Origin of the sequence: Pseudomonas sp. Pseusp3 (assembly GCF_047304225.1) — a bacterium.
In the GTDB taxonomy this organism is placed as follows: Bacteria; Pseudomonadota; Gammaproteobacteria; order Pseudomonadales; family Pseudomonadaceae; genus Aquipseudomonas; species Aquipseudomonas fluorescens_CD.
Genome location: NZ_JBGLYV010000147.1, coordinates 1 through 11342 on the forward strand (window position 1 = coordinate 1; position 11342 = coordinate 11342).

The window sequence follows — 11342 nt, forward strand, 5'->3', positions numbered from 1 at the left end:
GATCGGGGTCGGGGAGGTTCCGGTGTACATGGGGGAGCGAGACGGACTGGTCAGGCTGTGGCCAGAACGCGCACGACCGTTGCCCTATGACATCTGGCTGGTGACCCACGCGGACCTGCGGCATACGGCCCGGGTCCGGGCGGTGATTGATGAGATTGTCGCGGGGTTCGCCGGGACCGGCGAATAAATCCGGGGACCACACAACCTGTGGGAGCGGGCTTGCTCGCGAAGGCGGAGTGTCAGACGACATCTCTGTTGAATGACACTGCGCCTTCGTCGGATCGCCGCCCGGAGCAAGCCCGCTCCCACAGGGTTTTGTCATGGCATTTCCGGCAATTCCTGTGGGCGCAGGTCGAAGACCAGTACTTCAGCGTCCACGCCGTTGCTCAAGGTCAGCGCCTGTTCTTCGCGGACCCGCACACCGTCGCCTTCCTGCAACAACACTCCGTTGAGTTCGACGCTACCTCGGGCCACGTGTACATAGGCGTAGCGGTTGGCAGCGAGCTCCAGGGTGGCGCTTTCCTTGCCGTCGATCAGGCCGGCATACACCCGCGCATCCTGACGCACCTTCAGCGAACCCTTGGCACCGTCCGGCGAGATGATCAGTTGCAGGCGCCCGCGTTTCTTCTGGGTGCTGAAGTGCTCTTGCTGATAGCGCGGTTTGGCGCCGCTGACGTCGGGCACGATCCAGATCTGAAGAAAGTGCACCGGCCGGCTGCCGGAGTGGTTGAACTCACTGTGGGCCACGCCGCTGCCTGCACTCATCAGTTGCACGTCGCCGGGGCGGATCACCGAACCGGTGCCCAGGGTGTCCTTGTGTTCCAGGGCACCTTCGAGCACGTAGGAGAAAATCTCCATGTCGCGGTGCGGGTGCTGGCCGAAGCCTTTACCGGCGGCGACGCGGTCGTCGTTGATCACCAGCAGGTCAGAAAAACCCTGCTCTTTCGGGTTGCGATAGTTGGCGAAGGAAAAGGTATGGAACGACTTCAACCAGCCGTGATTGGCCAGGCCACGATCCGAGGCTTTGCGAAGTGTCAGCATGATGAAATCTCCTGTGGGGACGTGAATTCGTCCGACTGAGGAGAAGGTTAATGTTTACCTGTCGGTTCAATAAGTAGATGAAAATTGAAATACTGTCTCTATCAGGTTGACAGTTTGCAGGCGCCAATCAGCTATTCTTTTCCGGCTTTGGCGTGTGTCTGGTCATAATGCACAGCACGCCTTTTGTGGGAGCGGGCTTGCTCGCGAAAGCGGTGTGTCATCCAACATCAAGTAGCCTGACACTACGCCTTCGCGAGCAAGCCCGCTCCCACAAGGTTTGGTGTACCGACCCTATAGATCCCAGTGAATCCCAATCCATGAAAACCGTGGCAATGGTGCTGTTTCCCGACTTTCTCCTGCTCGACATGGCCGGGCCCATGGAAGTGTTTTCCATCGCCAACCGTTATCTGAAACCCGAAGATCACTATGTGCTGACGACCATCGGCACCGAGCCCGGCGCACTGCGGGCGTCCAACGGAGTGAGCGTGCACGCCGACCGGCACATCGATCAGGCCTGCGAGGGTTTTGATTTGCTGCTGGTACCCGGTGGCCCCGGTGCCTACAACGAAAAGCATCCGCCATTGCTCGACTGGCTCAGGCACAACGTCAGCCGGTCCGCCGGTTATGGTTCCATCTGTACCGGGGCGTTCGTGTTGGGGCATGCCGGTTTGCTCGATGGCTATCGCGTCACCACCCACTGGCACTATACCGAGCGGCTGATCAAGGCCTTCCCGAAAGCGACTGTCGAGACCGACCAGATCTTTGTTCAGGACCGCAGCCTGATCACCTCCGGTGGCGTGACGGCCGGGATCGACCTGGCGTTGTCGGTGGTGGCGCAGGACCACGGCAAAAAGGTCGCCCAGGATGTGGCCAAGGTGTTGCTGGTGGTGATGAAGCGCCAGGGCGGGCAGGCGCAGTTCAGCCCGTTGATGGCCGCGGTGGCGCCCCATGAAACGGCGATTACCCGCGTGCAGAACCATGTGCTTGAGCGCCTCGATGAAACCTACAGCATCGAGTCCATGGCCGGGCTGGCCAACATGAGCCCGCGCCATTTTGCCAGGGTGTTCGCCCGGGATGTGAACATGACGCCAATGGAGTTCCTGCAAAGCGCCCGTATCGATTGCGCCAGGAACCTGCTGGAAACCACGGAGTTGCCGCTCAAGACCGTAGCGTTCAAAAGCGGCTTCGGCAGCGTGCGGCACATGCGTTTTCTGTTCGGTGAAAAACTTGGCCTGACCCCGACCCAATACCGCGAGCAGTTCAGCTAGCCGGCGCGTGTCCGTCGCGCGCACCGCAATGGCCGTGATGCTCCCCCCGTGACAGTTGTGCCGTCACCGAGGCCTGCCAAGATACCGCTGAACTCATTGCAAGGACGGTGCGGAGCCAGGATGGAAGTCAGGTTTTCCGCGGGTGACAGCCCATGAACAGCCTCAGAGATATAAACAGCGAAGCGGTGCTGCGATTTGGTCCCTATGCCTTCCACCTCAGTCAGCGACTGGTGCTGGACGGCGATCGACCGTTGCGCCTGGGCGGCCGTGCCCTCGATGTATTGCAGGTACTGGTCGAGCACGCTGGCTCGGTGGTCAGCAAGGAGGAGTTGATCGCGCAGGTCTGGCCGCGCTCGGTGGTCGAAGAGATCAACCTGCGCGTACACATTGCTGCCCTGCGCCGTGCCCTGAGCGACGGGCAGAACGGCCAGTGCTACATCGTCAACATTCCCCAGCGCGGCTACAGTTTTGTCGCCCCGGTGCAGCACTCGCCAGAGCCCGTATCGTTCCCGAGCGAGACCGTACAGAAACCTCTGCATAACCTGCCGGCACGGCTCACGCCGATTACCGGACGCGACGCCATTGTCGGCAGCCTGGTACGGCAACTGCCCGAGCGGCGATTCATGACCCTGGTCGGGCCATGCGGGATTGGCAAGACCACCGTAGCCCTGCGTGTGGCCGAACTGTTGTTGCAGCACTATCGGCACGGCGTGTGGCTGGTGGACCTGGCGGCAATCGATGACCCGGCGCAAGTGACCGATCACCTCACACGAACCCTTGAACTGAAGGTCGGCACCACATTGGAGACGCTGTCGCAGCGGCACGCCCTGTTGGTCCTGGACAACTGCGAGCACCTGCTCGAACGCTGCCGGACGCTGATCGAGACACTGCTGCAATCGATGCCTCGACTGTCGATCCTCGCCACCAGCCGCGAGCCGCTCGAGGCGGCGGGCGAAACCGTGTTGCGTCTGCCACCGCTGGCGGTGCCGCCGACATCGGCGCTGCGCAGCGTTGCCGAGGTCATGGGCTATTCGGCGGTGCAGTTGTTTGTCAGCCGTGCCCGGGCCCGTCAGCAAGGCTTCGCCCTGCGTGAACAAGACCTCAAGGTCGTGCGCGAAATCTGCCGGCGCCTGGATGGCCTGCCACTGGCGATTGAACTGGCCGCAGCGCAGATCGATGCGTTGGCGCTGGTGGGGTTGCAGGCCCAACTCGACAACTGTTTTCAGTTGCTGACCCAGGGCCGTCGCACGGCCGTTCCCCGGCATCAGACCCTCAAGGCCGCGCTGGACTGGAGCTACGAGCGGTTGACTGCAGTGGAACAAACCGTGTTGCAGCGCCTGGCGGTGTTCAAAATGGCGTTTACCCAGGACGCAGCGATTGGCGTGATCTGTTGCGACAGGCTGCTCGCCGCCGACTTGATCAAGGTGCTGGAAAGCCTGGCATTCAAGTCACTGCTGTCCCGGGAGCAGGTGAGTGGAGTGATCCGTTACCGCTTCCTCAACACCACCCGCACCTACGCGCTGGAAAAACTCGAACTCAGTGGTGAGTTGCGCACCCTCGAAGTGCGTTATGCCGGTTACATCAGTCAAATGCGCTGGCCTTCAGGCGGGCAGGCGGCATTGCAACTCGTCGAGTAGCTGGCGAACCGTCATCAGGTCTGGCGTGGCAAAACCTTCGGTGAAGCGCTGGTAGACCGGTGCCAGCAATTGATACGCCCGTTGGGAGTGGCCCTGACGCTGCCACATCTGCGCCAGCGAGGTGGCGCTGCGCAGCTCCCAGGCCAGGGCACCCTGGGCCTTTGCCACGTCGAGTGCATTGAGCAGCACCGCTTCGGCCGTCGCGGCCTTGACCGGACAATCCGTTGCGAGCAACGTCCTGGCTTTGGCCCGCAGAATCTCTGCCGTGCTCCAGCCCGACGCACCGCTTTGCGCGCGTTCGAGCAAATCATCGTCGACGCAGGTCGGATCCAGCGTGACCATGATGTCTTTGATCAAACCGACACTTTGGCGGCCGGTTGGCCGAACATCGGTGCCGCCGATCACCTGCGCATAGTGTTGCGCCCAGTTGTAGAACAGAGGAACCGAATGTTTCTGCGCCTGTTCCAGCAGCAGGCGCAGGAGTTCGCGGGCACTGCGGGTGTCGCCGTTGTAGTAGGCGATCAGGCAGCCGGAGAGCGCCAGGGTGTAGCAGATCGACGTGCCGTGGTTGATCTGCAACGCGATGTCCAGCGCCTGCCGGGCCGTGCGCCAGGCCTGTTCCGGTTGGCCTTGCAGCCAGAGGACGCGCGCGTGGATGGTCAGCGCCGCAACGCCCTGGTCGTATTGCACGCCGAAACCATGGGTGAAACGGTTGAGATGGCCGCTGTGGGCCATGCGTTGCAGCACCTGTTCGGCATGCTCCCGAGCCTGATGCTGGTCGCCGGAGAAGTGCAGGGCCAGCACGCGCAATCGGTTCGTGCTGAGGGACATCAGGGCGTCGTCATGCAGCCCGAGCTGATCGAATTGCCCGCTCTGTTCCAGGGCCATCTGGTAATGACCGCAGCTGAGATTGACGGCCAGGTGACCGGAAATCGCCCGCAGCTGACCCGCCACATCGTCAAGTTGTCTGGCCAGGGCTCTGGCGCTGACAAAGGCGCCAACGGTTTCGGCGCTACCACCCTGAGCGTGGTAACAGGCACTGCCCAGGGCCAGCTTGAGGGCCATCTTCAAGCGCGGGCACGGCTCGGCTGACTGATCGAGCAAGGCCAGCGCCTTGCGCACATAACCGCCATGCTCCTTGAGCAGTGACAGCTCCTGCCACAAGGGGGTGGACGTCGCGGCCAGGCGTATCGCCAGTGCCCTTGGACCTTGCGCGTGCAAACCCCAGTCGAGAGCCGCGCGGATATCCTCCAGGGCCCGGCCATAGCGCTCGATCCACAGGCCGGTCGAGGTTTTCTCCCAGTCGTCCTGCGCCTGTTGCATCAGCGCCAGGCAGCGCTCGGCGTGCCGTTCCCGCGTGCCGGGCAGGTCGGTGGTTTGCGTGAGTTTTTCCAGGGCGTAGTGGCGGGTGGTATCGAGCAAGCGGTAGTACACGTCTTCGTCGCCCACCTCCACGTTCAATAACGACTTGGCGACCAATTGCGTGATTGAACCGAACACTGCGCGGGGTTCGATGTGTTCGCCGACAATCACCGCCGCTGCCGACTCCAGGGTGAATCCGCCGCGAAACACACTCAGTCGGCACAGGCAGGTCTTTTCGCAGGCGTTGAGCAGTTCGAAGCTCCAGTCCAGGGTTGCGCGCAAGGTCTGATGGCGCGCCAGGGGTGTCTGGCAGGGCTGGGTCAGCACCCGGAAACTGCCTTGCAACTGTGCCAGCAAACCGTGCAATCCGAAGTTGCCGACTTGCGCCGCCGCCAGTTCGATGGCCAGTGGAATGCCGTCCAGTCGGTGACAGATGTCGATCAACAGCGGCAGCTCGGCGTCCGTCAGTTCAAAGCTGTCATGGCTGGCCATGGCCCGTTCGACGAACAGTTGCAGGGCGGAAAAGGTCATGGCCTGGGCGCGGTCGAGGAGGGCGATGGGCGGCGGGCAGTCGAGTGATTCCAGGCGCTGGACGAATTCCCCTTCGGCCCGCAGGCTCTCGCGGCTGGTGGCGAGGATGTGCACTTGCGGCGCGCTGCGCAGAATGTTTTCGCAGAGCTGGGCGATGGCGTCGACCAGGTGTTCGCAGTTGTCGATGACCAGCAGCATGTGGCGGTCGCGCAGGTAGTCTGCAAGCCCGCTCAGGGGTTCATCGTCGTGCAGGGCCAGTTCGAGCAACGTCGCCAGATGGCTGTCGATCATCAGCGGGCAGTTGACCGGGGCCAGGTCCAGCAGGCGAATGCCGTCCCGGTAGCGACCGATCATCTGTTCGGCGACCCGCAGGGCTACGGTGGTCTTGCCGATGCCGCCGGGACCGACGAGGGTGATGAAGCGCTGGCGTGGCAGTTGCATCATCAGATGGTCGACCAGCGTCTGCCGGCCGATCATGCGCGTACGGCGCACCGGCAGGTTATGTCGGCTCGGCGCATACGCCTCGGGCGCTGGCGGTTGCCCGGCCTGCTCCAGTGAGTGCGGTGCGACGAAACTGTACCCGCGCTGGGCCACGGTGATGATATAGCGCTGGCCGGCCTGGCCGTCGCCGAGCGCCTTGCGCAACGCGGCCATGTGCACCCGCAGGTTGATGTCTTCGACCACGCTGTCGGGCCAGACCCGGGCGATCAATTGTTGCTTGCTGACCACGTTGCCGGCGTGTTCCAGCAGGATCAACAGGATGTCCATGGCGCGCCGACCCAGGCGCAAGGGCTGGTCAGCCTCCATCACCAGGCGTTGTCCGGGGTAGACCCGGTAGGGGCCGAAATGCACAACCTGTTCGGGGGATAGGGTCAACGAGTCGCTCCTGCAGCGTCCGTCTGGTACGCGGTTTTCGAGCATATTCCTCAGGTTTTTCACTAAGCGCAATGCGCCGACCGGGTGACTGTCGGGTGCAGGCAATGACTCTAACGTACAGGCCCGGGACCGTCAGCCCCGAGATCATTGGGCGCGACAGATGGACAGCGATTGCCGGGGCTTTTTGCGCACCATGGAAAATTAACAACGTTTAACTCGTCCTGCGCCCGACTGCGCCCAAAACTCTCTACCTGTAGGAGCGAGCTTGCTCGCGATGGTGTGTCAGCCACATTGGTGTCGACTGATATTCCATCGTCGGAACGCCGCCCGGAGCAAGCTCGCTCCTACAAGGGAATTAAATCCATCTCAAGGACAAACCAATGAGCAACGTGGTGGTGGTCTATCACAGTGGCTACGGGCACACCCGGGTCATGGCCGAAGCTGTGGCCGGGGGCGTGGAACGGCACCTGGGCAGCACCTGCCAGTTGATACCGGTCGAGGAAGTGCACGAGCACTGGGAGCGCCTGCACAACGCCGATGCCATTATCTTCGGCGCGCCGACCTACATGGGCAGCGCCTCGGCGGCCTTCAAGGCGTTCATGGAGGCCACGGCGGCGTTCTACCTGGCCCAGCCCTGGCGCGACAAACTCGCCGCGGGGTTCACCAATTCCGGCTGCCTGTGCGGCGACAAACTCAACACCTTGCTGCAGATGGCGGTGTTCGCCGCCCAGCACTCGATGATCTGGGTCGGCCTTGACCTGTTGCCGGCGCGCTCCAGCACCGGCGCGTTCAACGGCCAACTCAATCGCTTGGGCAGCTCACTGGGCGCCATGGCCCAGTCGAATGTCGAGCAATCCCCCGACGATGCCCCTCCGCCCGAGGATCGCTGCACCGCCGCGCACCTGGGCGAGCGTGTGGCGCGCCTGGCGGATCGCATGAAGCAACTACCGGTTTGATTCCCCCCCCAACCCTCGTTTAGGAGGCATCACCCATGAGCACCTTTACCACCCGCGACGGCGTCGAGATTTACTACAAGGACTGGGGCACCGGACAGCCGATTGTCTTCAGTCACGGCTGGCCATTGAATGCTGACAGCTGGGAATCGCAGATGATCTTCCTGGCCTCCAGGGGCTACCGGGTCATCGCCCACGACCGTCGCGGTCATGGACGTTCCAGCCAGCCGTGGTCGGGCAATGACATGGACCATTACGCCGACGATCTGGCGCAGTTGATCGAGCTGCTCGATCTGCAGGACGCCGTGCTGTTCGGCTTCTCCACCGGCGGTGGCGAGGTGGCACGATACATCGGTCGCCACGGCACCGGCCGCGTGGCCAAGGCCGGGCTGATTTCCGCCGTGCCGCCGCTGATGCTCAAGACCGAAGCCAACCCCGGTGGCTTGCCGCTGGAGGTGTTCGACGGCATCCGCCAGGCCTCGCTGGCCGATCGCTCGCAGCTGTACATCGACCTCGCCAGCGGCCCGTTCTTCGGCTTCAACAAAACTGACGCAAAACCATCCCAAGGCATGATCGACTGGTTCTGGATGCAGGGCATGATGGCCGGCCACAAGAACGCCTATGACTGCATCAAGGCGTTCTCGGAAACCGACTTCACCGAAGACCTGAAGAAGTTCGACGTGCCGACCCTGGTGGTGCATGGCGATGCGGATCAGGTCGTGCCGTACGAGGCGGCGGGCGTCTCCAGCGCCAAACTGGTGAAGGGCTCGACCCTGAAGATTTACCCGGGCGCCCCTCACGGTTTGACGGACACCCATAAGGATCAGCTCAACGCGGATCTGCTGGCGTTCCTCAAGGGGTGATATCCGACTGAAAGATCGCAGGTGCAGCCTGCGATCTTTTGCCGCTCGACGAGGTGCCGCGGACAAACTGACAGCGCCAGGCAAACGGGGTGATGCCTTCGCTGCGGGTGAAAATGTGGCAGAAGTGCGCCTGATCGCAGAAGCCGCACTCGAGGCTGATCTGCGTAAGGCTCATGTCGGTATACTTGATCAATTGCTTGGCCAGGGTAATGCGTTGCTGGCGAATCCAGTCCTGCGGCGAGAGGCCGGTGCTGCACTTGAAAGCGCGGGAAAAGTGACTGCGCGAGAGGGCGCAGGCCTGTGCCAGATCGGTGACTTCCAGGCTGTCACCGAGGCGATCGAGGATCAGTTGCTTGACCAGTTTTTCGCGCTGCGGGCTGAGGCCGCCGGTACTGGTCTTGCGAGGCTCGCTGGCAGGTGCGCGGTTAGTGATGTGCTGAGGGTAAGCCATGGCCATTGTCCGTTCGGGGGAGGAAAAGCACTGGCGCCCGGCTTGAGCGATCAGCACCGTTACTCTGGAAAAAAAACAGTTCTGCGCTGAGGGCTTCATTGTTGGAGTTGCCCTCAGCGTCTGACGAGTTAAACGTTGTTAATTCCATCCCCCGAAGGTATGAACACAGCACATCGCTGCAAGTGTGAGCAACGGCGATGGGCACAAGATGCGCAGCATGGAGCGGGCCATCTCGGACCGCTGGCTGGCTTGAAAAGGTGAGCAGATGAAACGGACATGGCAGGGAACGCTGGGGGCCATTGGCCTGGTTCTGATATCCACCAGCGCGCTGGCCCAGGCGCCCGCGCAGGTGGGTACGCAAGTACCCGGGTACTTCCGGCTGGCGCTGGGGAATTACGAAGTGACGGCGTTGTTCGACGGCTACAACGACCTGTCGCCGAAGCTGTTGCAAGGCATGAGCCAGAGCCAGATCCGCGCTCTGCTGGCCCGTCGTTCGATTGAAACCCCGGGTGTGCAGACCGCCTTCAACGCGTTTCTGGTCAACACCGGTAAACAGCTTGTACTGATTGATACCGGGGCAGGGCAGTGCATCGGTCCTACCGCCGGCCAGCTCCCGGCCAACCTGCAAGCGGCCGGCTACAAACCTGAGCAGGTGGACGCCATCCTGATCACTCACCTGCACCTGGATCACGTCTGCGGTCTGGTGGACGGCCAGCAACAACCGGTGTTCGCCAACGCCACGGTGTATGCGGCCAAGGCCGAAGCTGACTACTGGCTCGATCCGCAAGCATTGACCAAGGCGCCGGAAGCGGCCAAGGGCTACTTCAAGATCGCTCAGGATTCCACGGCCCCTTACGTTACCGCCGGTCGTTTCAAGACCTTCACCCCCGGTCAGTCACCACTGCCGGGTGTGGTCGAGGCGCAACTGGAAGCCGGGCACACGCCGGGCAGCACCACGTACCGTTTCACTTCCCAAGGGCAAAGCATCCTGTTCATAGGGGACCTGGTGCACAACCTCGCCGTGCAGTTCCTGCACCCTGAGGTATCGATCGGTTTCGACGTCAACAGCCAGCAAGCGATCAACAGTCGCAACCAGGTGTTCAGTGCCGCGGCCGCCAGCAAGACCTGGGTGACGGCGGCGCATCTGCCGTTCCCCGGCATCGGTCATATCAGCGCACAAGGCAAGCATTTCGAGTGGGTGCCGGTGGAGTACGGACCGTACAAACGCGCGGCGAACGTGCCGTTGATCGAGTAAAGTCCAGCGCACTCATGCCTGGCCGAACACACAAGGAACCCGTACTTATGAACCGTAACGATCTGCGTCGCGTCGACATGAACCTGCTGGTGATTTTCGAAGCCCTGATGTTCGAAAAGAACCTGACCCGCGTCGCGGAAAAACTGTTCATGGGGCAGCCGGCGGTGAGCGCCGCGCTGGGGCGTTTGCGCGATCTGTTTGACGACCCGTTGCTGCTGCGCAACGGTCGCGGCATGGAACCGACGGCGCGCGCGTTGGCGATCCTCAAGGAGTTGCAGCCGGCGATGGACACCATTTCCGGCGCGGTCAGCCGGGCCAGGGAGTTCGATCCGGCGACCAGTTGCGATGTGTTTCGCATCGGGCTGTCGGACGATGCCGAATTCGGCTTGTTTCCACCGTTGTTGCGCCAGTTGCAAGAGGAAGCACCGGGCATCGTCGTGGTCGTGCGGCGGGCCAATTACCTATTGATGCCGGCGCTGCTGGCGTCGGGGGAAATTTCGGTGGGCGTGAGCTACACCACGGATCTGCCGGCCAATGCCAAGCGCAAGAAGCTGCGCGATATCCCCTGCAAAGTGCTGCGTGGCGACACCCGCCCAGGGACCCTGACCCTGGACGAGTACTGTGAGCGGCCCCATGCGATGGTGTCGTTCTCGGGGGACTTGAGCGGCAATATCGATCTGGATCTGGCGAAGGTCGGGCGTAGTCGTCGTGTGGTGCTGGGGGTGCCGCAGTTCAGTGGGTTGCGGGCGTTGCTCGCGGGTACCGAGATGATTGCCACGGTGCCCGATTATGCGGCCTGTGCGTTGGTGGAGGGGTGTGGGTTGCGGGCTGAGGATCCGCCGTTCGAGATTGAGGCGGCGCAGTTGTCGATGGCCTGGAGCGGGGTGCATGACAATGATCCGGCTGAGCGGTGGTTGCGGGCGCGGATCAGTCAGTTCATGTCTGCTTCTTTGGATATTCCCTCCTGATTGTGTACATATCCGTTTTTTGGGTGACGGCGGCTTAGGGTTTCGCCCTTACGGCGAGTTCCTTTTGTCAAACGACACAAAAGGAACCAAAAAGTCTCGCCCCTTACGTACGGCCCCTCGCTTAGGCTCGGGGTTCC

The 11342-nt window shown here is 62.2% G+C and carries 9 protein-coding genes and 1 pseudogene; 7 read left to right on the forward strand and 3 right to left on the reverse strand.

The annotated features are described in order from the left end of the window. Positions 1-187: pseudogene (locus tag ACCD00_RS28535) on the forward strand (LysR family transcriptional regulator); the annotation flags it as partial. A 131-nt stretch (positions 188-318) separates the two neighbouring features. Here the strand turns inward: ACCD00_RS28535 and ACCD00_RS28540 are convergent. Beyond that, positions 319-1041, reverse strand: coding sequence for a pirin family protein (locus ACCD00_RS28540; RefSeq protein ID WP_413428581.1), 723 nt, complete (start codon positions 1039-1041; stop codon positions 319-321). 317 nt (positions 1042-1358) lie between these two features. On the opposite strand from ACCD00_RS28540, the gene ACCD00_RS28545 reads away from it, so the two are divergent. After that, a complete protein-coding gene (locus ACCD00_RS28545; RefSeq protein ID WP_413428582.1) occupies positions 1359-2309 on the forward strand; it encodes a GlxA family transcriptional regulator in 951 nt (316 codons plus the stop codon). 152 nt (positions 2310-2461) lie between these two features. Next, positions 2462-3946 carry an ATP-binding protein gene (locus ACCD00_RS28550; protein WP_413428583.1) on the forward strand — a complete coding sequence of 495 codons (1485 nt, stop codon included), beginning with the start codon at positions 2462-2464 and terminating at the stop codon, positions 3944-3946. Here ACCD00_RS28550 and ACCD00_RS28555 read toward each other — a convergent pair. Continuing rightward, a complete protein-coding gene (locus ACCD00_RS28555) occupies positions 3911-6715 on the reverse strand; it encodes an ATP-binding protein (protein ID WP_413428584.1) in 2805 nt (934 codons plus the stop codon). The two genes, ACCD00_RS28550 and ACCD00_RS28555, sit on opposite strands and share 36 nt — an antisense overlap. Before the next feature lie 380 nt (positions 6716-7095). Here ACCD00_RS28555 and ACCD00_RS28560 point away from each other — a divergent pair, with 380 nt between their 5' ends. Both ACCD00_RS28560 and ACCD00_RS28565 read left to right on the forward strand, forming a co-directional pair. Beyond that, the gene (locus tag ACCD00_RS28560; protein WP_413428585.1) at positions 7096-7671 is read left to right on the forward strand and encodes a flavodoxin family protein; all 576 of its coding nucleotides are present in this window, start codon (positions 7096-7098) and stop codon (positions 7669-7671) included. A 35-nt stretch (positions 7672-7706) separates the two neighbouring features. Continuing rightward, positions 7707-8531, forward strand: a complete 825-nt coding sequence (locus tag ACCD00_RS28565; protein WP_413428586.1) for an alpha/beta fold hydrolase — start codon at positions 7707-7709, stop codon at positions 8529-8531. On the opposite strand, the gene ACCD00_RS28570 is transcribed toward ACCD00_RS28565, so the two are convergent. After that, positions 8521-8982, reverse strand: a complete 462-nt coding sequence (locus tag ACCD00_RS28570) for a helix-turn-helix domain-containing protein (protein WP_413428587.1) — start codon at positions 8980-8982, stop codon at positions 8521-8523. The two genes, ACCD00_RS28565 and ACCD00_RS28570, sit on opposite strands and share 11 nt — an antisense overlap. 265 nt (positions 8983-9247) lie before the next feature. Between ACCD00_RS28570 and ACCD00_RS28575 the strand changes: the two genes are divergently transcribed. Both ACCD00_RS28575 and ACCD00_RS28580 read left to right on the forward strand, forming a co-directional pair. Continuing rightward, positions 9248-10237, forward strand: coding sequence for an MBL fold metallo-hydrolase (locus ACCD00_RS28575; RefSeq protein WP_413428588.1), 990 nt, complete (start codon positions 9248-9250; stop codon positions 10235-10237). Between the two features lie 47 nt (positions 10238-10284). Then, on the forward strand, positions 10285-11205 hold the full coding sequence (locus ACCD00_RS28580) for a LysR substrate-binding domain-containing protein (RefSeq protein WP_413428589.1): 921 nt from the start codon (positions 10285-10287) through the stop codon (positions 11203-11205). Positions 11206-11342 lie beyond the last annotated feature (137 nt).

Bases quoted from the DNA above. Each gene is read 5' to 3' on its own strand.
- ACCD00_RS28540 (WP_413428581.1), bottom strand. From the start codon at position 1,041: ATGCTGACACTTCGCAAAGCCTCGGATCGTGGCCTGGCCAATCACGGC.
- ACCD00_RS28545 (WP_413428582.1), top strand. From the start codon at position 1,359: ATGAAAACCGTGGCAATGGTGCTGTTTCCCGACTTTCTCCTGCTCGAC.
- ACCD00_RS28550 (WP_413428583.1), top strand. From the start codon at position 2,462: ATGAACAGCCTCAGAGATATAAACAGCGAAGCGGTGCTGCGATTTGGT.
- ACCD00_RS28560 (WP_413428585.1), top strand. From the start codon at position 7,096: ATGAGCAACGTGGTGGTGGTCTATCACAGTGGCTACGGGCACACCCGG.
- ACCD00_RS28565 (WP_413428586.1), top strand. From the start codon at position 7,707: ATGAGCACCTTTACCACCCGCGACGGCGTCGAGATTTACTACAAGGAC.
- ACCD00_RS28570 (WP_413428587.1), bottom strand. From the start codon at position 8,982: ATGGCTTACCCTCAGCACATCACTAACCGCGCACCTGCCAGCGAGCCT.
- ACCD00_RS28575 (WP_413428588.1), top strand. From the start codon at position 9,248: ATGAAACGGACATGGCAGGGAACGCTGGGGGCCATTGGCCTGGTTCTG.
- ACCD00_RS28580 (WP_413428589.1), top strand. From the start codon at position 10,285: ATGAACCGTAACGATCTGCGTCGCGTCGACATGAACCTGCTGGTGATT.